At 53.9% G+C, this 22,891-nt stretch carries 20 protein-coding genes; 11 read left to right on the top strand and 9 right to left on the bottom strand.

All coding sequences use genetic code 11. The features are described from left to right. From bioD to F7R27_RS09560, 3 genes are all read left to right on the top strand, one after another. Complete coding sequence (bioD, locus tag F7R27_RS09570) at positions 1 to 690, top strand: dethiobiotin synthase (RefSeq protein ID WP_151704016.1); 690 nt, start codon at positions 1 to 3, stop codon at positions 688 to 690. Positions 691 to 788: 98 nt separating this feature from the next. After that, entirely contained in the window at positions 789 to 1,040 is a 252-nt protein-coding gene (locus F7R27_RS09565; protein ID WP_151704015.1) for a hypothetical protein, read from the top strand. A 73-nt stretch (positions 1,041 to 1,113) separates the two neighbouring features. Further along, positions 1,114 to 2,025: a putative metalloprotease CJM1_0395 family protein gene (locus tag F7R27_RS09560; RefSeq protein WP_151704014.1), complete on the top strand. Its 912-nt coding sequence runs from the start codon at positions 1,114 to 1,116 to the stop codon at positions 2,023 to 2,025. Positions 2,026 to 2,076: 51 nt separating this feature from the next. Here F7R27_RS09560 and F7R27_RS09555 read toward each other — a convergent pair whose 3' ends face one another. The 5 genes from F7R27_RS09555 to F7R27_RS09535 form a co-directional block, all read right to left on the bottom strand. Continuing rightward, on the bottom strand, positions 2,077 to 2,841 hold the full coding sequence (locus F7R27_RS09555; RefSeq protein ID WP_206060462.1) for an alpha/beta fold hydrolase: 765 nt from the start codon (positions 2,839 to 2,841) through the stop codon (positions 2,077 to 2,079). 84 nt (positions 2,842 to 2,925) lie between these two features. Beyond that, positions 2,926 to 4,269, bottom strand: a complete 1,344-nt coding sequence (gene xseA / locus F7R27_RS09550; RefSeq protein ID WP_151704012.1) for an exodeoxyribonuclease VII large subunit — start codon at positions 4,267 to 4,269, stop codon at positions 2,926 to 2,928. Positions 4,270 to 4,392: 123 nt separating this feature from the next. Next, positions 4,393 to 4,821 (bottom strand): universal stress protein, encoded by a 429-nt coding sequence (locus F7R27_RS09545; protein ID WP_151704011.1) that lies wholly within the window; start codon positions 4,819 to 4,821, stop codon positions 4,393 to 4,395. A 10-nt stretch (positions 4,822 to 4,831) separates the two neighbouring features. After that, on the bottom strand, positions 4,832 to 7,432 hold the full coding sequence (locus F7R27_RS09540; protein ID WP_151704010.1) for a TRAP transporter permease: 2,601 nt from the start codon (positions 7,430 to 7,432) through the stop codon (positions 4,832 to 4,834). Between the two features lie 198 nt (positions 7,433 to 7,630). Next, positions 7,631 to 8,611, bottom strand: coding sequence for a TAXI family TRAP transporter solute-binding subunit (locus F7R27_RS09535; protein WP_151704009.1), 981 nt, complete (start codon positions 8,609 to 8,611; stop codon positions 7,631 to 7,633). Between the two features lie 462 nt (positions 8,612 to 9,073). Here F7R27_RS09535 and guaB point away from each other — a divergent pair, with 462 nt between their 5' ends. Together guaB and guaA are read left to right on the top strand one after the other, a co-directional pair. After that, on the top strand, positions 9,074 to 10,543 hold the full coding sequence (guaB, locus tag F7R27_RS09530) for an IMP dehydrogenase (RefSeq protein ID WP_151704008.1): 1,470 nt from the start codon (positions 9,074 to 9,076) through the stop codon (positions 10,541 to 10,543). Between the two features lie 93 nt (positions 10,544 to 10,636). Then, positions 10,637 to 12,217: a glutamine-hydrolyzing GMP synthase gene (guaA, locus tag F7R27_RS09525; protein ID WP_151704007.1), complete on the top strand. Its 1,581-nt coding sequence runs from the start codon at positions 10,637 to 10,639 to the stop codon at positions 12,215 to 12,217. Positions 12,218 to 12,348: 131 nt separating this feature from the next. Here the strand turns inward: guaA and F7R27_RS19025 are convergent, their stop codons facing one another. After that, entirely contained in the window at positions 12,349 to 13,065 is a 717-nt protein-coding gene (locus F7R27_RS19025) for a helix-turn-helix domain-containing protein (protein ID WP_151704006.1), read from the bottom strand. A 290-nt stretch (positions 13,066 to 13,355) separates the two neighbouring features. On the opposite strand from F7R27_RS19025, the gene F7R27_RS09515 reads away from it, so the two are divergent. The 4 genes from F7R27_RS09515 (at position 13,356) to tadA (ending at position 14,935) form a co-directional block, all read left to right on the top strand. Next, positions 13,356 to 13,676, top strand: a complete 321-nt coding sequence (locus F7R27_RS09515; protein ID WP_151704005.1) for an ElaB/YgaM/YqjD family protein — start codon at positions 13,356 to 13,358, stop codon at positions 13,674 to 13,676. 1 nt (position 13,677) lies between these two features. Next, positions 13,678 to 14,067 (top strand): phage holin family protein, encoded by a 390-nt coding sequence (locus F7R27_RS09510; RefSeq protein WP_151704004.1) that lies wholly within the window; start codon positions 13,678 to 13,680, stop codon positions 14,065 to 14,067. Continuing rightward, positions 14,064 to 14,348, top strand: a complete 285-nt coding sequence (locus F7R27_RS09505; RefSeq protein WP_151704003.1) for a YqjK-like family protein — start codon at positions 14,064 to 14,066, stop codon at positions 14,346 to 14,348. The genes F7R27_RS09510 and F7R27_RS09505 overlap by 4 nt, the downstream gene beginning before the upstream one ends. A 116-nt stretch (positions 14,349 to 14,464) precedes the next feature. Further along, a complete protein-coding gene (gene tadA, locus F7R27_RS09500) occupies positions 14,465 to 14,935 on the top strand; it encodes a tRNA adenosine(34) deaminase TadA (RefSeq protein ID WP_151704002.1) in 471 nt (156 codons plus the stop codon). A gap of 8 nt (positions 14,936 to 14,943) precedes the next feature. Here the strand turns inward: tadA and mltF are convergent, their stop codons facing one another. Next, complete coding sequence (mltF, locus tag F7R27_RS09495) at positions 14,944 to 16,437, bottom strand: membrane-bound lytic murein transglycosylase MltF (RefSeq protein WP_151704001.1); 1,494 nt, start codon at positions 16,435 to 16,437, stop codon at positions 14,944 to 14,946. Between the two features lie 107 nt (positions 16,438 to 16,544). Between mltF and purL the strand changes: the two genes are divergently transcribed. Continuing rightward, positions 16,545 to 20,447 (top strand): phosphoribosylformylglycinamidine synthase, encoded by a 3,903-nt coding sequence (gene purL / locus F7R27_RS09490; RefSeq protein ID WP_151704000.1) that lies wholly within the window; start codon positions 16,545 to 16,547, stop codon positions 20,445 to 20,447. A 353-nt stretch (positions 20,448 to 20,800) separates the two neighbouring features. On the opposite strand, the gene F7R27_RS09485 is transcribed toward purL, so the two are convergent. Both F7R27_RS09485 and F7R27_RS09480 read right to left on the bottom strand, forming a co-directional pair. Then, the gene (locus F7R27_RS09485) at positions 20,801 to 21,400 is read right to left on the bottom strand and encodes an OmpA family protein (protein ID WP_151703999.1); all 600 of its coding nucleotides are present in this window, start codon (positions 21,398 to 21,400) and stop codon (positions 20,801 to 20,803) included. A 172-nt stretch (positions 21,401 to 21,572) separates the two neighbouring features. Continuing rightward, a complete protein-coding gene (locus F7R27_RS09480; RefSeq protein ID WP_151704154.1) occupies positions 21,573 to 21,872 on the bottom strand; it encodes a YciI family protein in 300 nt (99 codons plus the stop codon). A gap of 116 nt (positions 21,873 to 21,988) precedes the next feature. On the opposite strand from F7R27_RS09480, the gene F7R27_RS09475 reads away from it, so the two are divergent. Further along, positions 21,989 to 22,852, top strand: coding sequence for a PHP domain-containing protein (locus F7R27_RS09475; RefSeq protein ID WP_151703998.1), 864 nt, complete (start codon positions 21,989 to 21,991; stop codon positions 22,850 to 22,852). The last annotated feature ends 39 nt before the right edge of the window (positions 22,853 to 22,891 follow it).

The following is a 22,891-nucleotide window of genomic DNA, read 5'->3' as shown; positions in this document are numbered from 1 at the left end:
TTGAAGCATATCTGGTTTGTGGCGGGTACGGATACTGAGGTAGGCAAGACAGTGGTCAGCACCGCACTGCTGACTGCGGCCAATCGTCTGGGCCTGCAGACGCTGGGGCTGAAACCGCTTGCCGCCGGGTGCGAAGAAACACCTGATGGCCTGCGAAATGATGATGCTTTGAAACTGCAACAGGCTGCAAGTGTCTGGTTGAGTTACGATCAGGTGAACCCGATAGCCCTGCAGGCAGCGGTGGCTCCACATATCGCAGCCGGAGAGCAGCGCCTGAGTGCTGAGCGTATTGTGGCCTATTGTCGTGGTGCCTTGATGCAGCGTGCCGATCTGGTTGTTATCGAGGGAGCCGGTGGCTGGCGTGTGCCTCTGAATGCACGAGAAACCCTGGCGCGTGTACCTCAGTTGATGGAGCTGCCTGTCATTCTGGTGGTGGGTATGAAGCTGGGCTGTATCAACCATGCATTGTTGACGGCTGAAGCGATCGCTCGTGATGGGTTGCAGCTGGTGGGATGGGTAGCAAATCAGATAGATCCCAATATGGCTTGTCATGACGAAAACCTGCAGACCTTGAAGGAGCGGCTGCGGGCACCGTTGCTGGGTAGTCTTCCCTGGCTGGAACAGCCTACCTGTGAAACTCTGGCGGAATATCTGGATCTTTCACTGTTGCTGAATAGTGATCGTCATTGAACAAAATATGCTCAATTTTGTCGTATATGCTATAGTGTCACAAGCATGGGCTGACAGAGTGTCAGACCAAAGACGGACCAAGCGACAGCAGGTGATATATGAATATTAATGGTGTGGCAGCACAGTCAAGTGGGCTGCTGAATGTCAACCGTGGCCTGGATAATACCCAGAGAGGTGCCGGTGATATTCAAGGAACCGGTCGGCCGGAAGAGAGTGAAACCCGTTCAGGGCTCGACGCCGCTACGGCTGTCAGAGAGGCAGCAGTTGATCCGACAACTGCAGGTGCTTCCACTCAGGTGGTCAATGATGCCGAAGAGGTGCTCGGAAACCTGATTGATACCAGAGCCTGACAGGGCTTCTGGATGATTGACCTGTCGGGGAGTATAGAACCCCGACAGTACGCCAAAACGGGTGTACTGTTGTATGAACATCAGTGGCTTCTCGTCATATCTACCATCTGACTACCAGAGGCCAGCCCCTGCAAGGGCTGTTGACTCTGGTGCCGGGCCTGTACCCGGCGCCAGCGGTAGTGCTGCGGCCATCCTCTCATCATCTGACTCATCCCTTGAAACATCCCCCACAGAATTGCTGACACCCTTGCAGCGAGTTAATCCCGGCACTGCTTCGTCTGAACTCAATACTGAGGAAAGTGAGCGTGAGCGTGAGGAGCGCCGTGTCACGGAAGAGTTGGCGCAGCGCGATCGTGAGGTGCGTCAGCATGAAATGGCACACAAGGCGGCTGCTGGCTCCTATGCCGGAATGGTGCGCTATGAGTTTGAGAGAGGGCCGGATGGTCAGCTATATGCTGTAGGAGGCGAAGTCAGTATCGATACCTCGGCAGTGCCGGATGATCCGGAGGCAACACTGGAAAAAGCCGAGATAGTGTTACGCGCAGCCCTGGCACCGGTTGATCCCTCACCACAGGACCTGCGAGTGGCGGCAAGTGCCAGAAGTATGGCAATGGAAGCCAGAGCCGAAATTCAGCGTCGTGAAGCAGAAGAGAGAGAGCAGGAGGCGGAGGAGTCAGAGGCCTCACGTAATCAGGAACAACAGGAGGGCGACGAGAGTCGTCTGGGTCCGGCAGCCAGCTATCAGGAGTTGATTGAGCGGCGTGCAGCGGTGTTGGATAATCTGGAACAGATCAATACCGGTCGAGCCGACAACGCAGAACGGATGCGCCAGCGCAGGCAGGCTACCGCCGAAGAGCTGCAAGCCTTTGCCGCCAGGCTGGCCGAGATCCGGGAAGCCTTACGCTCACTGAATAATCGGCTGGTGGAAACCGGTGTTGCCAATAAACTCTACCCACCCGGGGCGCTGATTGATCGTCAGGCCTGAGTCTCTACCTTTCCTAAAACTTCTATCTTAATCTCTGCCTGAACTTCAGGGTCAAGCACCCTGCAGGTAATTCAGTACCAGTCGGGTAAACAGTGCTGGTTTCTCGGCATGTGGCCAGTGTCCGGCTCCCTCAATCATTTTCAGCCGTGCGGCCGGAAAGAGCGCCATGATCGACGGTTGATATGTTTTCAGCAGATAGTGAGACTCCGATCCCTTGATGAAGAGTACCGGTCGGGTAAAGGGTGATCCTTGTGGAGCAGCAATGATCTTGTCGTAGTCCTGGTGTAATAACACCAGATTCATTCGCCAGGCAAACTGCTTTTCGTCATTGCGATAGAGGTTTTTCAGCAGAAAGGCCCGAACAGATGGGTCCTGAACATATTCGGCCAGTTGTGTCTCAGCCTCCTTGCGGGATGTCAGGCTATCGAGCTGCACATTGAACAGTCCCTTGAATACATCATCATGATCATGCTGATAAGCAACGGGTGCAATATCAACCACAATCAGTTGCTTCACCCTGTCCGGTGTGTTCAGGGCCAGTTGCATCGCCACCTTGCCACCCATCGAGTGCCCGAGGATGTGTGCACTGGGCAGTCCAAGCTGATCCAGCAGCTCAATCACATCTGCGGCCATCAATTCATAGTTGATCTGATCTGTATGTGGTGAGCGGCCATGGTTTCTCAGATCAACGGCTATGACATCATAATGCTCGGCAAAGGCTTTGATCTGGCCACCCCAGTTTTCCAGTGTGCCGAAAAGTCCATGCAGGATGATCAGAGGCTCGCCCTGACCGCTGCGCTGAAAGTGGAGCTGCATGATCATTCATTTCCTGAAAATTATAATAGTATTATCGATTACTGATTTGTCTGTACTGCCAGTCTGCGACAAGCTCAGTGGAGTTCAGGTCTTGCTGTGTGTGGATTTGACCTCACTGTCTATCCAGCCATGATGAACACGTACCGTCATTCTGTCGCCGGGTTTGACCTCGGTGGCATCCTGAATCACCTGGCCGGCAGCGTTCTGCGCGATGGCATAGCCGCGCTCAAGGGTCGCCAGCGGACTGATCGAGTTCAGCAGAGTGATCTGATGCTGCAGCAGTTGTCGCTTGTGCGACAGCTGCAGATCCATCTGCTTATGCAAGCGCTTGTGAAACTGCTCCAGTTGCATCTGCAACAGCATGACCCTTTGCCCCGGTGCCAGACGCCTCTGGCGTTGCTGCAAGGCTGCCAGTTGCTGTCCCGCCTGCTTCAGTCTGCGTTGCAGTGCTCGTGTCAGACGTGTTTCCAGACTGTCGAGCCGTTGTGCCTGATCGCGCAGGCGGTCACCGGGATGGCGCAGCCGTTGACGTAGAGCCAGCAGTTTATCGCGTTGCTGCCTGATCAGGCTGAGCTGTTGCTGGCGCAGACGCAATGATGCCTGACGCAGGCGCTGCCGCAACTCCACCTGATTCGGGCTTAACAGCTCGGCTGCTGCAGAGGGTGTCGGGGCTCTCAGGTCGGCCACCAGATCGCTGATGGTGATATCCACTTCGTGGCCAACGGCAGACACTATCGGAATGCTGGAATTGAAAATGGCACGTGCCACTATCTCTTCATTAAATGGCCACAGGTCTTCCAATGAACCACCGCCACGGCCGACTATCAGTACGTCGCAAGCGGCATGTCGATTGGCCAGCGCTATTGCGCGGGCGATCTGCGCCGCCGCTTCCTTACCCTGTACCGCCGTTGGATAAACCATGACCGGAAGGGCGGCATAACGCCGCTCAAGCACCTGCAGAATATCGTGAATGGCTGCACCGGTCGGTGAGGTGACAACCCCAAGCTGTCGTGGATGTCGCGGAAGTGGCTTTTTGTGTTCGCTGGAGAAAAGCCCTTCCTGATCAAGGCGTGCCTTCAGCTCTTCAAAAGCCTGTTGCAGTTGTCCTGTCCCGCCCTGTGCCAGTTGATCGCAGATCAACTGGTAATCACCGCGACCTTCGTAGAGGCTGACCCTGGCCACCACGCGAACCAGATCCCCTTCCTTGGGGACGAATTTCAGGTACTGGGTGCGATTGCGAAACATCGCGCACCTGACCTGGGCCCGACTGTCCTTGAGCGTGAAATACCAGTGTCCGGAGGAGGGTCTGGCCAGGTTGCTGATTTCGCCCTCCACACAGCGTATGGCTATGGCGTTTTCCAGCAGTGATTTGACTTCGCGATTCAACTCGCTGACGGTGATCGCATTTTTGACAGGTGAATTATGCATGGGCACATATTAAACCGGAATGCATTGGCAGGGAAATGGCAGGTGTTGCAAAGGTGGCGGTGAAATAAAAGAGGGCATCGATCTGCATCGATACCCTCTGAACAGTCTGAAACCGGGCGGCGGTCAGCGAACTACCATGACGGACTTTTTCGAGTGTCTGACGACATGCGCTGAGTTGGGGCCCAGCACATAATCGGCAAAGTTTCGCTTGTTGTGCGCGGCCATGACTATCAGGTCGGCATCCACTTTTTTTGATATCTCGATAATGGTTTCCCACGGAGAACCATCGGCCACTACCCTCTGCACCTTGATATCCTCAGGAATCTTCTCCTTAGCCCACTGCTTGAGTTCCTCCTTCAGGGCCTGATGCGCCTTCTCGGAAAAATTGGCCGGAAAAAAAGAGCCTACCATCGGCATATTGAATTCCGGCAGAACCGTGAGCAGGTGCAGAGAGGCACCATAGGTATGACACAGGCTGATTGCTACGGGCAGGGCCTTTTCCCAGGAGCTTTTTTCACTCAGTACAAGGGGTAAAAGTATCTTTTTGTACATGGCTGACTCCTCAGGCCGTTGCCTGGGTTGCCTGTTCGGCAACCTCGCGACGGCGTTTCTGCATCATGAAAATAAAACCGAACAGCAACAGTCCCGGTATCCACATCAACTCTTTGGCCCAGCGATCGGTCGGTGCACTGACCTCAAGAATCTCCTGATCGAAATCGAATCCGATATCGGCGGCCAGACTGCCGAACTTTGTACCATCGACGATGGCTTTACCATTATCGTTGAACAACTCCAGCCCGAGATTATCCATCCGCTCCTCGGCACTGTCGCCGTGAGGTACAGGAACCAGCAGGAAGGTTTGCATTGGATCTCCGAAGGCGTCTTCCCCGGAAATCTGCACACGAAGATAGCTGCCGGCATCAACCTGCATCAGCGCCTCGGCAAACTCGGTTGGTGGAATCTGCGTATAGGGGTCATGAATCTTATCCATCCAGAAGCCTGGTCTGAACAGAGTGAAAGCGATCAGCAGCAGGAAAATGGTCTCGTACCAGCGGTTACGCGTCAGCATATAGCCCTGTGTAGCTGCAGCAAATATCAACATCGCTACTGTGGAAATGATGAATATCATGATTCCCTGGAAAAAACTGACATTGATCAACAGCAGGTCGGTGTTGAAAATGAACAGGAAGGGCAGTGCTGCCGTTCTCAGGCTGTAATAGAAAGCCTGGAACCCCGTTCGTAACGGGTCTCCTCCCGAAACCGCGGCGGCTGCAAAGGAGGCCAGCCCAACCGGCGGCGTAACATCCGCCATGATCCCGAAATAGAAAACGAACAGGTGAACTGCGATCAAGGGGACCAGCAGGCCGTTTTGCTGGCCGAGCATCACCACAACCGGCACCATCAGTGTTGAAACCACTATATAGTTCGCAGTTGTCGGCAGGCCCATGCCGAGAATCAGGCTGAGCACAGCCGTCAGCAGCAGGATCAGCATCAGGTTGCCCATTGCCAGTACCTCGACCACATCAGCCAGCACCAGACCAACACCTGTCTGCGAAACAGCGCCGACGACGATGCCGGCTGTTGCAGTGGCAATACCGATACCGATCATATTGCGTGCGCCGGCTACCAGGCCTGTCCAGAGGTCATGGATACCCTCCTTGATATCGCCCGAGATGTCGCTGCGGTGTCTGAAAATGGCAATGATCGGGCGCTGGGTGAGCATGATGAATATCATGAAGACGGTCGCCCAGAAGGCAGACAGCCCCGGAGACAGGCGCTCAACCATCAGACACCAGACCAGCACGATGACAGGCAGTATGTAATGCAGCCCCACCATCACGGTTGGACGGGTTTCCGGCAGTTTAATGACGGCGGATTCGGGATCATCCAACTCCAGCTCAGGGTAGCGTGCACCCACTTTAAGCAGGAATACATAAACGATGGCGAGGGCTACCGAGACCACCCATGGAGTCGCATCACCCAGCAGGGGTTTCAGCCAGCCTAGTCCGTAATAAACGGCAAAGGAAAGCGCCATCAGCAGGATCAGCCCGGTCATGAATCCGATCACTTTGTTCAGCAGCGGGCGCACAGGGTTGCTTGAAGGCAGGCCTTTCATGTTGGCCTTGAGCGCTTCCAGGTGAACGATATAGATCAATGCAATATAGGAGATAATGGCAGGCAGAAAAGCGTGCTTGATCACTTCAACATAGGATATTCCTACATATTCCACCATCAGGAAGGCTGCAGCCCCCATCACTGGTGGCATGATCTGACCGTTGACGGAGGAGGAGACCTCGACAGCGCCGGCTTTCTCGGAGCTGAAGCCGACGCGCTTCATCATCGGGATAGTGAAGGTGCCAGTGGTGACAGTATTGGCAATTGACGAGCCGGAAATCAGACCGGTCAGACCGGAAGCGACGACTGCAGCTTTGGCAGGCCCCCCGCGCAGGTGGCCGAGCATGGAGAAGGCCACTTTGATGAAATAGTTACCGGCACCGGCTTTATCCAGCAGGGCGCCAAAAAGTACAAACAAAAATACGAAGCTGGTCGATACGCCCAGGGCTATGCCAAATACCCCCTGAGCTGTGAGCCACTGATGGTTAACCAGACCGTTAAGACTGACGCCACGATGCGCAAGAATGCCTGGCATGTGTGGGCCAAACAGGCTGTACAACAGAAAAAGTGATGCAACAACGACCAGAGGCGGCCCCAGCGCGCGGCGTGTGGCCTCCAGCAGCAATACTATCCCGATGACGCCAACAATCACATCCTGCTGGATGGGAGCGCCGGGACGTTGCGCGAGTTCGTTGTACATAATGTAGATATAGCCGGCGCAGAAAGCTGCTATGGCGGCGATACCCCAGTCCATCACAGGAATTCGGTTTCTGGGTGAGCGCTTGAAGGCTGGATAGGCCATGAAGGCCAGTACCAGTGCAAATGTCAGATGGATAGAGCGGGCCTCGGTGGCGTTGAACACGCCAAAGCCTGCGATATAGGGAAGTGGCGATGCTATCCAGAGCTGAAACAGTGACCAGAGTGCGGCGATGCTGAGCAGCAGTTTGCCCGGAAATCCCTTTGGTGACCGTGACCCGGTATCAGATGCTGCAACAAGCTCATCCAGATCGACCGCCTGTGTACCTGCTTGATGGTTATCTTTTGGCATTGATATACCCTGTCAAAGTAGTTGTCTACTGGGCCGGTACTTGATGACTGCCCGGATTTTCAAGACTGATGACCAGATGCATTAAGGCATCGAAGATGTTATCGAGTACCTTCGTTATGAATAATAGTGCCTGAAAAAAAATGCGCGTCACACAACGCGCATTTTGTTTTCAATAGTTATAGGCGCATGGGCCTGTTATTACTGAATCCAGCCGCGCTCTTTGTAGTAGCGCGCAGCACCGTCATGCAAAGGTGCAGTCAGGCCATCGGAGATCATGGTTTCTTCGGTCAGATTCTCAAACGCTGGGTGCAGACGCTTGAAACGATCGAAGTTTTCAAATACTGCCTTCACAGTCTGATAAACGATCTCTTCATCAACGCCTGCGTGGCTGACGAATGTTGCTGCTACACCAAAGGTTTCGACATCATTGTCATTACCGCGATACAGGCCACCTGGAATCACTGAGCGGGTGTAGTAGGAAAACTCGGATACCAGACCATCGATTTCAGGACCCGTTACCGGAACGATACGTGCATCAACAGTCGTTGTTGCTTCCTGAATCGAGCCGTTCGGATGGCCGACAACATAGATCATCGCATCAATGTTGTTATCAGATAGTGCTGCAGATTGCTCGGCAGCATCCAACTGAGAGGCCAGTGCAAAATCGCTCACTGTCCAGCCCATGCGATCCATTACCAGATCCATGGTGTTGCGCTGACCTGAGCCAGGGTTGCCGATATTGACGCGTTTGCCTTTGAGGTCAGCGAAGTTCTCTATTCCTGAGTCCATCCGGGCAATGACTGTCAGAGGTTCACCATGCATGGTGAAAACGGAGCGCATGTCACCCCAGGCACCATCTGCTTCGAAATTCGCCTGGCCATTGTAGGCGCGATAGTGAACGTCAGACTGAACGACGCCCATGTCCAGTTCACCACTTTTCATGCCATTCACGTTGGCAACCGAGCCGCCGGTGGATGGAGCGTTACAACGGACGCCATGATCATCGCTGTTACGATTGACCATGCGGCAGACGGACTGGCCAACCACATAATAAACACCGGTCTGACCACCTGTACCGATGGTAATGAACTTCTGATCAGCTGCTGCCACGGAGGAGAAGGCAGATGCGCACAGCAGGGTAGCGGTGGCTGCTGCGGCAGAAAAGCTAAGCTTCTTCATGTTGTTACCCCTGAATACTATTATTGGTTTTGTGCTCAATATCGTTAATGTATCGAAAAAAGAAGGCCATTTGACGATTTCGCCTCTACGCCTGAAAATGCGTTTCAGTCTTCAATACACCACGCTAGATTCAAAGTAGCTCATAAAATTGAAAATGAAAAGTTTTCAGGCTGCCAGGCTGTGGCGCATATTATATAAATAACTTGTTGATTTAAAGTGCTAAACGGCCTGTCTATGCTGTTGGTTATGAGCCAAGCCTGTTGGGGCGCGTGCAAAAAAGTGCTGGCGTCACACTTCCGGACATGAATTTCGATCACCGTCAGACCTCTTTTCTATCGGCGGAGCTGAAAGCATTTTCCCAGAGTTGATTGGTAGTGAGATAGTTCCAGCCGATTGAGTGCATGGGCGCAATGGAGTACAATAGCCGGTTTAATTTTACCTAGATATACAGGCTGGTTGAGCATGTTGCGAATCGTTGAAGAAGCACTCACCTTTGATGATGTATTGCTGGTTCCCGGGTATTCCGAGGTGCTGCCGAAAGAGGTGTCGCTGAAGACCCGCCTGACCAAGGGGATCGAACTGAATATCCCTCTGGTATCGGCAGCAATGGATACAGTCACCGAGGCGCGGCTTGCGATAGCCATGGCTCAGGAAGGCGGTATCGGCATCATTCACAAGAATATGACACCTGAACTGCAGGCTGCAGAAGTCCGCCGGGTCAAGAAGTTTGAAGCAGGCGTCGTGACTGAGCCGGTAACCTGCTCACCCGATACCACCGTCAGAGAAGTGCTGGAAATGGCGCGTGCCTATGGCTTCTCAGGTTTTCCCGTGCTGCAGAATGACGAACTGGTGGGCATTGTCACCAGTCGTGATGTGCGTTTCGAAAGTGACATGAATGCACGTGTTTCCAGCATCATGACCCCCAAGGATCGTCTGGTAACCGCCAATGAGGGCGATGACCTGGCGCTGATCCAGGGTCTGCTGCGCAAGCATCGTATTGAAAAAATCCTGATTGTTGATGACAAGTTCCGCCTCAGCGGCATGATGACGGTCAAGGATATGAACAAGGCGCAGGCTTTCCCGCATGCGGCCAAGGATGACAAGGGGCGCCTGATCGTTGGTGCAGCTGTCGGGACCGGCCCGGAAACCCCGGAGCGTGTTGATGCGCTGGTGCGTGCCGGTGTTGACCTGATTGTTGTGGATACCGCTCATGGCCACTCCAAGGGCGTGATCGATCGTGTGGCCTGGGTCAAGCAGACCTACCCTCATGTACAGGTGATCGGTGGCAACATCGCAACGGCAGAAGCCGCGATTGCACTGGCAGAAGCGGGTGCAGATGGTGTCAAGGTAGGCATAGGCCCCGGTTCTATCTGTACCACGCGTATTGTAGCCGGTATCGGTGTACCGCAGATCTCTGCCGTAGCCAATGTGGCTCAGGCGTTGCGCGAATATGATGTACCCTTGATTGCAGATGGTGGCATCCGTTTTTCCGGTGATATCGCCAAGGCGATTGCTGCCGGTGCGGCAGCCGTGATGGTTGGCTCGATGCTGGCCGGTACCGATGAGGCACCGGGTGAGGTCGAGCTGTATCAGGGACGTGCCTTCAAGTCTTATCGAGGTATGGGCTCTCTGGGTGCGATGTCCGGTTCAAGTGGTTCTTCGGATCGCTACTTCCAGGATGCCAAGGCCGGTGTTGAAAAACTGGTGCCGGAAGGGATAGAGGGGCGTGTACCTTGTAAAGGGCCGATGGTTGGTGTCGTGCACCAGTTGATGGGTGGTGTGCGTGCCTCAATGGGGTACACAGGTTGTTCCACTATCGACGAGATGCGTACCAAACCGCGTTTTGTTCGTATCACCAGTGCCGGTATTACTGAAAGTCATGTGCATGATGTCAGCATTACCAAAGAGGCCCCGAACTACCGGGTTGGTTGATTGTAAAAGATTTACTTTTCTGAGTGGGGCGGTAGCTGCCCCACTTTTTGTTTGTAGCATCAGGAAGACAACTGATCGGTGGAGTCACTGAGTATGAGCATAGATATTCACGCGCAACGCATTCTGATTCTGGACTTCGGGTCTCAGTATACCCAACTGATCGCCCGGCGAGTGCGCGAGATCGGGGTTTACAGCGAGATTCATCCCTGGGATATGGATGAGGCTGCGCTGCGTGAGTTTGCTCCGCAGGGTATTATTCTTGCGGGTGGTCCCGAGTCTGTGACAGAACTGGACTCGCCACGTGCACCGCAAGCGGTTTTTGATCTCGGCGTGCCGCTTCTGGGGATCTGCTACGGCATGCAGACCATGGCAGAGCAGCTCGGTGGAGCTGTATCCAGCTCAGATAAGCGAGAGTTTGGTTATGCCCGCGTCCGGCTGGCAGACAGTCCGAGTCGCCTTCTGGAAGGTATAGACGACCATATCGCCAATAATGGCACCCTGTCTCTGGATGTCTGGATGAGCCATGGCGACAAGGTCACAGAGCTGCCTGAGGGGTTTCATGTCATCGCCTCAACCGAGTCTGCACCTATTGCAGCCATGTGTGATCCGAAGAAAAACTTCTACGGCGTGCAGTTCCACCCTGAAGTGACGCACACCAAGCAGGGTTTGAGAATTCTGGAACGCTTCGTCCGTGAGATATGCTCAACGGATGGACTCTGGACTGCCCAGAATATTATTGACGACCTGATTGCCAAAGTGCGTGAGCAGATAGGCGATGAAAAAGTTCTGCTGGGTCTGTCCGGTGGTGTGGACTCATCCGTTGTGGCTGCACTGCTGCATCAGGCGATCGGTGACAAGCTGACCTGTGTGTTTGTTGATAACGGTTTGCTGCGGAAAAATGAAGGCCAGCAGGTGATGGACATGTTCGCCAAGAACATGGGCGTCAATGTGATCCGTGTCGATGCCGAGCAGCGCTTCCTTGATCGCCTCAAGGGCGAAGCTGACCCTGAGGCCAAGCGCAAAGCGATCGGTAATACCTTTATCGAGGTGTTTGAAGAGGAAGCTCAGCGGCTGAAGGAGTGTCGCTTCCTGGCTCAGGGGACGATCTATCCTGACGTAATCGAATCCGCTGCCTCCAAAACCGGTAAGGCACATGTGATCAAGTCGCATCACAATGTCGGTGGTTTGCCGGAAGATATGGCGTTTGATCTGGTCGAGCCGCTGCGTGAACTGTTCAAGGATGAAGTACGCAAGATCGGTCTGGAACTGGGTCTGCCTTACGACATGGTCTACCGTCATCCTTTCCCGGGCCCTGGTCTGGGTGTGCGAATTCTCGGCGAAGTCAAAAAAGAGTTTGCCGATATTCTGCGCGAAGCCGATGCGATCTTTATCGAAGAGCTGCACAAGGCGGATTGGTACCACAAAACCAGCCAGGCATTTGCCGTATTCCTGCCAGTCAAAACAGTCGGTGTTGTCGGTGATGGGCGCCGTTACGAGTATGTGATCGCGCTGCGTGCCGTAGAAACCATCGACTTCATGACCGCTCGCTGGGCGCATCTGCCTTATGAGCTTCTGGAACAGGTATCCGGTCGTATCATCAACGAGATCGCCAGGGTGTCTCGTGTCACCTATGACGTATCCAGCAAGCCGCCTGCTACTATTGAGTGGGAGTGAGCTTAAGCTCTATAACGTTTGATAAAAAACCGCCGAAAGGCGGTTTTTTATTGGGAACAGGTGGGTTATTGAATTGGCAGATAATGCGGCTGAGCTTTTGCGGACGACTAGAGCTCTGGTGCGGCACCCTCTCAGGTGGGCCTGAGCATGATTCTGTTGTAACTGGCGTTATCTAGCGAGAAGCAATCGCAGGAGGCGGCCTCAAGGCCGGTGCTGTCCATGATTGTGATCGCACCACGGTTATAGCTGATCAGACTGTGATTTTGCAGCGAGGTGGCTGCCTTGGTGATACCGACACGGCGCACGCCCAGTATCTGAGCTAGGATTTCATGCGTTGCGTGAAAGGTTTCGGAATGAGCGCGATCACGCATCATCAAAAGGCAGCGGGCCAGACGCGCTTCCAGCAGATGGAAGTGTGCACAGATGGTGTTTTGTGCGAGTTGGCCCATCACAACATAGAGATAGCGTTTTACCTCCTGTTGCAGTGCGGGGGTGGCATCTAGTTCACGTCGAAAATCAGTGGCGCTCATTCGTAGGGCCATTCCTGTTTGTCGAACCACAGCGTACAGCGGAGAAAGGTTTACACCAAGTACCAGGGATGTTCCAAGCATGCCTTCATTGCCTACCAGTCCGACCGCCAGGTTTGCTTTATTATCCTGTGATGACATCAAAGAAATGAAACCTTCAATTGGGAAGTATACGTGGCGTATTCGCTCGCCAGGCCTGGTTAGGACTTCGCCAAAGACCAATTCTATGGGTGTGCAGCCTCCAAGAAATCGCAGGCGACTATGGCGTGGTAAGGCTGCGATCAGTTGGTTTGTTGCAGGGACTGGCTGGAGTGTTGGCATTTGACTGTCCTGGTTTCGGAAACATTTGCAAACTATTTTAATACTCTGTTGGTGAATTCCTGATAGTGAGTACTAACATTCTGGGGTTTTCCATTATCGATACAGATGATTGTGTGGTAGCCCATGACTCTGGTCTGGGCGCTGGCGCACATAAGCCACAGGATCCATAGATATGTACGTCAACGCACAGAACTTGTATCAGCTTTCGGCCATACTTCATGCGAGGTCAGATTCTGGGCTGCTTGAATCAAGTCCGTCATAACATTTACTACGCAGTCATGGAGAAATATATGGGAAAGGAAAAAGTCATTAAAGATGTCACCAAAGAGCAGCTGTTTGCCGATTTCAGGCGAGTTGTTGCTGATGCTGAAGCGTTAGTGAAAGCGACGGTCAGTCATGGCGGTGAAGAGATGGATGAAGTACGCGCCGCGGCGGAGGAGTCTCTCAAGGTTGCCAAAGCCAGACTGGCTGATGAAGGGGTGGATCTGATGGATAAAACCAAAGATACCGCCAAGGCGACCGATGCGTATATACATGACAATCCGTGGCAGGCAATAGGTATAGCTGCTGGTGTTGGTCTGCTCGTCGGTCTGCTTTCCGGTCGCCGTTAGCATGGCGAGGGATGAATACAAGAGCAAGGGATTGCTCGACTCTCTGACAGGGCTTGCAGCCACGCTTGCTGGGATGGCGCACACGCGTATTGATTTGCTGTCCACCGATCTGGAGGAGGAGCTGGATCATGCTTTCTCCCTGATGGTTCTGTCGCTGGTAGCTCTGTTCTGTCTTGGGGTTGGGGTGATTTTGTTGACTCTGCTGCTGGTTGTGGCCTACTGGGACACTCACAGGCTTCTAGTGCTGGGCTCGTTGGCTGGGTTTTTTCTGCTAACGGGTCTGGCGGTCTGTGCTTTCATCCTGCACAGGATGAAAGCCAAGCCGAGACTGTTTGCTCAGAGTCTGTCGGAGTTGTACGAAGATCGGCAGCAGCTTGAGTCCCGCTCATGAGCACAGGAAAGCTGTCTCTGGCACAGCGCCGTGCTCGCCTTGTGGCCCAAGCTGCGGAGCAGCGTGGCGCGCTGGGCGCGGCTGTCGATGAGTGGCAAGCGCCGCTGGCGATGGTTGATCAGGGTGTGAGTGTGCTGCGCTATCTCCGAAGCCATCCCCAGTGGGTAGCAGGTGTGGTTGTTCTGATCGCAGCAATGAGGTCTCGCCGCTCTTCCGGGGTGTGGCTGAGGCGTGGCTGGATGGCATGGCAGCTTATAAATAAGTTACGTGAACGGCAGTAGACCTCCAGCCGGGCAGGCGGAAATATCATGACGGTCCTCTTCTGGCGTTGTAGAAGCTGGATTGGGTATGTTATTTTCGCCGCTTACTGATAACTGAGTGGGAGTGATCCTGTCTGATGGAGTCGTTGCTTCCGGGGAGTGATGAGTATTGGATGGCTGCAGCACTGGCACGTGCAGCACTTGCTGCACAGCAACTGGAAGTGCCGGTGGGGGCGATTATTGTGCGTGATGGTGAGATCATCGGCGAGGGCTGGAATCAGCCGATCAGCGGTGATGACCCAACTGCCCATGCTGAAGTGGTTGCGCTGCGTGATGCGGCGCGTCGGGTCGGTAACTACCGTCTGGTGGATGCTGATCTCTATGTCACGATTGAGCCTTGCATGATGTGTGTCGGTGCGATGGTACATGCACGGATCCGACGCCTGATCTTTGGCGCTACAGAGCCTAAGGCAGGTGCGGTGATCAGTCAGCTGCGGGCGCTTGAGCTACCACACCTGAATCATCAGGTTGAGTTTCGCGGCGGTGTGATGGCTCAGCAGTGCAGTGATCAGATCCGGGCCTTCTTCCGCTCACGACGACAGAAATAGTCTACTGCTCAGAGGCTGGGTGAGATGCTTCGCAGTATTCTCTCACCGGTATCAGGGGGGGTATCTCCGCTCTCCTGCTCCTCTTCAGCCAGTGCCTCTTCCAGTGCCCGTGCTAGGCTTGTCTGAATCTCCCACTCCAGTATCTCGATATATTTCTGAATGTTATCGACATAGGTGACTGGCTCGTGCCCCCTGGCATAGCCATAGCGCAACTGGCTGTAATAGCGCTCCTGTGCCAGCAGTGGAAGAACGGATCGGACATCCTCCCAGATGTCCGGGTCCAGTCCCTTGCTCTGAGCAAGTCGTCTGGCATCTTCAAGATGACCATAACCGACGTTGTAAGCCGCCAACGCGAACCAGGTGTGGTCTGGCTCGGGGATACGCTCAGGGATTCTTTTCTTAACGTTCTGCAGATAGCGTGCGCCACCAAAAATGCTCTGTACAGGATCAGTTCTGTCTGTGACATCAACTTCACTGGCAGCCGCATTGGTCAGCATCATGATACCCCTGACGCCAGTAGGTGAAACAGCATCAGGGTCCCAATGAGATTCCTGATACGCGAGCGCTGCCAGCAGTGACCACTCAAACCCCGTCTGCTCTGCTGCTTCCAGAAAATGTTGCTGCAGGCTGGGAAAGCGCTCCTGCAGATGCTGCCTGAATGAGGCTGTATCAAAAAAATTCAGGCGGTTTTGCTGAGAAAAATAGCGTATTTCAAGATCGGCAATCAGATCCTTTGTCTGTCGGGTATCGAAAAAATGCTGCAGTTGAGTCTTCAGCGTATTATCCGGGTTTCGAGCCAGCAACCAGCTTACAGGTTGGGGGTCATCCAGCAGCAGTGTGCGCCTCAGGCCCGGAAAAAATGAGCTCTGGGCGTCGAACAAAAAGGTGTCCATGATGGTATAGTCCAGCTCCATCTCATGGATCTTGCGCATCAGGTCGATAATATCGATATCGGTTTTTTCGCTCCAGACAAGGTCAGGATGCTCTTCACTCAGACTTTGCAGCAGGTCGGCATAACTGGAACCGGACAACACTGCCAGATCGCTGTCATACAGATCTTCAATTGACTCAGGTGCTGGAATACCCTGGCGAACACGATAGATGACGGTCGGTGCGCTGTAGCGATAGACAGGACCATGTTCCAGTTGGCGTCGTCGCTGTTCGGTCACCATCAGATTGGCAGCAATCAGATGCACACTTCGATTGCGCTGCAGGTCGAACAGCTCCTTCAGATCTCTGGCTACAATCAGTTCCAGCTCAACCCCCAGAAAGTCAGCAAATGCCTTGCTCAGCTCATACTCGAATCCCGCTGGCTCGGAGCGGTAAAGGTAATAGCTCATGGGGTTGTTGAGTGTGCCGACACGCAGCACCCCCTGCTTCCTGATCGTCTCAACCTGCGAACTGGTGTTGAGACCGATCAGCACCAGAACAAAGGTGATCAGAATCAGGCTGATCAGATAGATCAGTGCTCTGATATGGGGATATTGTCGGCTGCTGAACATAGTGACTGCTTTTCTGGTATCTCGGGTCCCGGTTCGGGTAAACTATGCACTTAGTTTCCCGCTGTTAATGCCTGCTTGCAGGCCCTTTCAAGAGGCTCGAAATCAACATGCTCGTTATGCGTGGAGCACCCGCTCTCTCGGCTTTCCGTCATGAAAAACTGCTAACCTCACTGCAAGCCTTGGTGAGCCAGGTTACTGGTGTCTATGCGGAATATGTTCACTTTGCCGATCTTGAGGCTGATCTGACTCAGGATGAAATCAAAGTGCTGGAACATATACTGCGTTATGGCCCCACGGCACAGGCCAGAGAGCCAGGCGGAGACCTGTTTCTGGTCACTCCGCGCCCCGGTACCATCTCCCCCTGGTCCAGTAAGGCCAGTGATATAGCTCATAACTGCGGGTTGACCGGTATTCTGCGCCTGGAGCGGGGGCTGGCTTATTATATTGAGGTTGATAGTGCACTGACTCAGCAACAGCGTCAATCCATTGCGGCAGCACTGCATGACCGGATGGTGGAGGCTGTGTTCGATTCCATCGAGCAGGCCGGGCAGCTGTTCCGCCATGAAACACCGCGCGAACTGGCACATGTTGATCTGTTGGCAGGTGGTCGCCAGGCACTGGTTGAGGCGAATAATAATCTGGGGCTGGCGCTGGCAGACGATGAGATCGACTACCTGGTACAGAGCTTTATTGACCTGGGGCGTAATCCCAGCGATGTTGAGCTGATGATGTTCGCTCAGGCCAACTCTGAACATTGCCGCCACAAGATCTTCAATGCCACCTGGGATATCGATGGCGAGCAGCAGGACAGATCACTGTTTGGCATGATCAAGAATACCAATGAGGTCGGTGGCGAAAATGTGCTGTCGGCTTACAAGGATAATGCCGCTGTGATTGCGGGCAGCGACGCGGGGCGTTTCTTCCCCAGCCCGGAAAGTGGCCAGTATGCTTACCATCAGGAAGCAATTCATATCCTGATGAAGGTCGAAACCCATAACCATCCGACGGCCATTGCCCCCCGTCCGGGTGCGGCGACCGGTTCAGGTGGTGAGATCCGTGACGAAGGTGCAACAGGTCGTGGCTCCAAGCCGAAGGCGGGTTTGTGCGGTTTCACTGTTTCTGACCTCAATCTACCGGGATTCCAGCAGCCATGGGAATCGGATTATGGCAAGCCGGATCGTATTGTATCTGCGCTGGATATCATGATTGAGGGCCCGATCGGTGCGGCGGCTTTCAATAACGAGTTTGGCCGTCCCAATCTGAATGGCTATTTCCGTACCTTCGAGCAGCAGGTCAATGGTGCGGCGGGTGAAGAGGTGCGTGGTTATCACAAACCGATCATGATCGCTGGTGGTCTGGGTAATATCCGTGACAGTCATGTTGAAAAGGGCGAGATCACGCCGGGTGCCAAGCTGATCTGCCTGGGTGGACCTGCGATGCTGATTGGCCTGGGTGGTGGTGCGGCGTCCTCCATGGCGTCCGGCAGCTCGGCGGAAGATCTTGATTTTGCGTCAGTGCAGCGTGAGAACCCTGAGTTGGAGCGCCGCTGCCAGGAGGTGATCGATCGCTGCTGGCAGTTGGGTGACCATAACCCCATCGCGTTTATTCATGATGTCGGTGCCGGTGGTCTGTCCAACGCTTTCCCTGAGCTGGTGAAAGATGGTGGCTGTGGTGGCGCATTCGAAGTGCGCAATATCAATAATGACGAGCCGGGCATGTCACCACTGGAGATCTGGTGTAACGAGGCCCAGGAGCGTTATGTACTGGCGGTCAATCCAGAGGATCTGGATAGATTCCGTGCCATCTGCGAGCGCGAGCGTTGCCCCTTTGCCGTGGTGGGTGAAGCGATTGGCGAGCAGCATCTGCTGCTGAACGACAAGCACTTCGAGAACAAGCCGGTTGATCTGCCGATGAGCGTGCTGTTCGGTAAGCCGCCACGGATGCATCGCAGTGTTACGCGTGCTACTTATGCGTTGCCCGGTTTTGATACTGCAGGTCTGCAACTGGATGATGCCATCGAGCGTGTACTGCGACTGCCGGCAGTCGGTTCCAAATCCTTCCTGATCACGATTGGTGATCGGACCATTACCGGTCAGGTAGCTCGCGATCAGATGGTTGGCCCCTGGCAGGTGCCGGTGGCTGACTGTGCCGTCACGACAGCATCCTTTGATACCTGTGCCGGCGAAGCGATGGCAATGGGAGAGCGGACACCTCTGGCGCTGATTGATGCGCCGGCATCCGGCCGTATATCCATTGCCGAGACTATCACAAACCTGGCTGCAGCCAGAATCGGTGATATCTCTGATATCAAACTCTCGGCCAACTGGATGTGTGCGGCGGGTCATCCCGGTGAAGATGAAAAACTGTTTGATACGGTGCGTGCGGTTGGTATGGAGCTGTGCCCTGAGCTGGGTATCACGATTCCGGTTGGCAAGGACTCCATGTCGATGCGCACTGTGTGGCGTGATGGTGAGGAGCAGAAGAGTGTTACCGCTCCCATGTCGCTTATTATTTCAGGCTTTGCACCGGTGCTTGATGCGCGCAAGACTTTGACGCCACAGCTGCGTACCGATCAGGGACAGACAGACCTGATCTTGCTGGATCTGAGCAAGGGTCGTAACCGTCTGGGTCTGTCTGCGCTGGCGCAGGTCTATAATCAGGTGGGCCAGGATGTGCCTGATCTGGATGATCCGCAACTGCTGGTTGCCTTCTTTGCGGCTATTCAGGAGCTGAACGAGCAGGGGCTGCTGCTGGCCTACCATGATCGTTCTGATGGTGGTCTGATGGCAACACTCGCCGAGATGGCCTTTGCCGGTCATTGCGGTGTTGACGTCAATCTGGATCTGCTGGTGGAGAGTGAGTCAGATATCCTGGCTGCTCTGTTTACCGAGGAACCAGGCGCGGTTGTACAGATCCGCAGTGAGCATACGGAGCAGGTGCTGACTGAGCTCAATGCGGCAGGTCTGAGCGATTGCGTCATGGTGATCGGCAGCATCAATCCGGATGACTCTATCAATCTCTTCTTCGATGATGAGGAGATTTACAGCCGCAGCCGCATCGAGTTGCAGCGCTGCTGGGCCGAGACCTCGTACAGAATTCAGGCCCTGCGTGATAACCCTGCGGGTGCGAAGCAGGAGTTTGATCAGTTGCTGGATCGGGAAGATCCGGGGCTGCATGCACGCCTTAGCTTTGACCTCAATGATGATGTGGCGGCGCCTTTCATTAATCGGGGTGTGGCTCCGCGTATTGCGGTTCTGCGTGAGCAGGGCGTGAATGGGCAGGTTGAAATGGCGGCTGCATTTGATCGTGCTGGATTTGCTGCCATTGATGTGCACATGAGCGATATCCTGTCGGGCCGTGTCACTTTGGATCAGTTCCGCGGTCTGGTTGCCTGCGGGGGCTTCTCCTATGGTGATGTGTTAGGCGCAGGCGAGGGTTGGGCCAAGTCGATACTCTTCAATCAGCGTGCACGCGATCAGTTTGCAGCATATTTCCTGCGTGAAGATGCCTTTGCACTGGGTGTCTGCAACGGCTGTCAGATGCTGTCCAACCTGCATGATCTGATACCCGGGGCTGAGCTCTGGCCGCACTTCGTGCGTAACAGCTCAGAGCAGTTTGAGGGGCGTGTTGCGATGGTCGAAGTGCAGGAAAGCGAGTCTATCTTCCTGCAGGGTATGAGTGGTTCGCGCATGCCGATTGCGATTGCACACGGTGAAGGGCGTGCCGAGTTCAAGAGTGTTGAGCAGCTGCGTGCACTGCAGGGATCGGGCAAGATCGCTCTGCGCTATGTCGATAATTATGGACGTGTGACTGAGCAGTATCCTGCCAATCCGAATGGTTCTCCTGAGGGTATCTCGGGTCTGACGGCGGCGGATGGTCGTGTCACGATCATGATGCCACATCCGGAGCGGGTGTTCCGTGCAGTACAGAACTCCTGGCGTGCTGATGAGTGGCAGGAAGATGCACCCTGGATGCGAATGTTCAGAAATGCCAGAGTCTGGATCGGCTGATTCAGACTCTGTCGTGACGGGTGAGGCAGTGTTTGCCTCACCCGATCATTTACTCCTTCCCCTTGCTACTCCTTCCCCTTACTACTACTTTCCTTGCGGCTTCCAGGTCACCGAATACCAGACCGAAAACCATCGCTGATCAAAGTGACTGGGCAACCATATGCAAACTGTGCTGCTGTTTCACATGTTCAATCTCATGCGGCAGTATATTCACAATTCAGATGTCGAAGTATGCGCCTGATTGTCCGTTGAAGCTGACTCATGTCAGGAATAAGTTTGGAAGAGAAGGGAGTAACGAAAAACAGGAGCCCTGGGGCTCCTGTTTTGAGGACTGTCGAAGCGTCAGCTTCTGATCAGTTGCTCTTTGTGCCTTTGATCTCGACGTCTACACGACGGTCAGGACGCAGACATGCGATCAGCTCAGCACCACGACCAGTACAGTTGGCAACTGGTGAGCGGCTACCCATTGAGCTGGTGGAGATTTTAGAGCCATCTACGCCAGCGCTGGTCAGAGCGGCAGCAACGGCATCAGCACGGCGCTGAGACAGGCGGTCGTTGTAGGCAACCTGACCGATACGGTCAGCATGACCTACCAGCTTGATGCTATCAACTTTGGCCATGGAGCCGATGTGGCTGACGATGGTGGAGATATCACCAACGCGCGTGCTGTCGAAATCGAAATACAAAGCGAATTTGTTTTCAACTTCCATCATTGTCTGTGCAGGCGCTGCAGGAGCGGGAGCAGGAGCAGGAGCTGGTTCAGCCTGGGCAACATAGCCTGGGCAGCCAGCAACAACCTTGTCCTGAGTCCAGGAGCTGGTTTTCCAGCAGTCACTCAGGGTGGTGCGCCATACAGTGTTGGTTGAGTTAGCGGCATAGCCGGGAACCTGAGCCTGTACGCTGGTCACGCCCAGTGCCAGTGCCAGTCCAGCAGCAATTGCAATTTTCTTCATCATCATTTCCTTGTGCCAGGTTGGATGTTGGTCAGTCAGTTATCAATCTTAGCCTATTAGAACAGCCTTAACCTTAACCTAAGTTAAACCACATGAGTTTAACCATAGCGGTTGCCGGGCTCAACTGATACGGTTATATAATACTTAAAGAGTATATCAGATTACAGCGAATTCAAGGTAATACCTTTTTAAAAGGCTTAACCGTCACTTTTTCGTAAACCCCTGCCGCAAGGTAAGGGTCCTGATCGGCCCAGCTTCTGGCGGCCTGAAGAGACTCGAACTCTGCCACCACCAGGCTTCCTGTGAAACCTGCCTGCCCCGGATCATCCTGATCAATGGCTGGATGTGGTCCTGCAATCAGCAGGCGACCCTGCTGATCCAGATCCTGCAAGCGTTCCAGGTGTGCCGGTCTGGTTTTCATTCTTGTTTCCAGGCTATTCGCTGTATCTTCTGCAATAATGGCATAATACATGACGTTCTCCGAACGAATAAGTTCAATATTCATTAATTAATACGCTGAACCTATCATCCGCGATTATAATGTCAGTTATCAACCCGTTTTAGATTTCAAGTTTTGTTCATGAGGTGATGGTGAGTATTTCTGATAGCGAGCAGCCTGTATATGACCTGCATTGCCACAGCACGGCTTCTGACGGTCTGCTGTCTCCCGCGGAGGTGGTATGTGAGGCGGATGCCCGAGGAGTACGTTATCTGGCACTCACCGATCATGATACGCTGGGCGGCCTTGCTGCTGCCCGTGCTGCGGCGTCGGATAAGACGTTATGTCTGATTAATGGCATTGAGCTCACCTGCATCTGGCAGCGGCACTGTATTCATGTGCTGGGGCTGGGGTTTGATGCTGAAGCATCCTGCTTTGAGCCTTATCTCGCGCGGCTTGATGCGTTGCGACTGGAGCGGGCTGAGCGTATCGCCAGGAAACTGGAGCAGAAGCGGCTGCCGAATCTGCTTGAGGAGGCGCTGGCGATTGCGGCGGGGGGGCAGATAGGGAGGCCTCATTTTGCGGCAGCCCTGATCAGTGCGGGTATAGTGGAAACGGCGCAGGAGGCTTTTGAGCTTTATCTGGGTCGAAACAAAGCAGGTGACGTCAAGGTTGACTGGCCGGGTATTGCTGAAGCGGTTGAGGTGATCAAGTCGGCTGGTGGTTTATCAGTTATTGCGCATCCGACGAAGTACAATCTGACATTTACTAAAATTCGTCAGCTTTGTGATGATTTTAAAGCCCTCGGAGGGGATGGGTTGGAGGTCAGTTATCCCGGTGTTATTCCTGATCATACCCGTGAGTTGCAGCGTATTTCATCGCAGAGAGAGTTGTTGGTTTCGGGGGGGAGTGACTTTCATTCCAATAATAATCGCTGGTCTGCATTAGGGCGTTTTCCTCCGCTGCCGATCAAAGGAGGTCATCTGTTACATGGCTTGAATGCTATAATATGATCCTTTCCCATCATTGTTGTTTATCTGCTGATCGCTTGA

Source organism: Nitrincola alkalilacustris, assembly GCF_008973755.1.
Classification (GTDB): Bacteria; Pseudomonadota; Gammaproteobacteria; order Pseudomonadales; family Balneatricaceae; genus Nitrincola; species Nitrincola alkalilacustris.
Note: the sequence above shows the minus strand (reverse complement) of the source record. Positions and strands in the feature narration are given on the sequence as shown.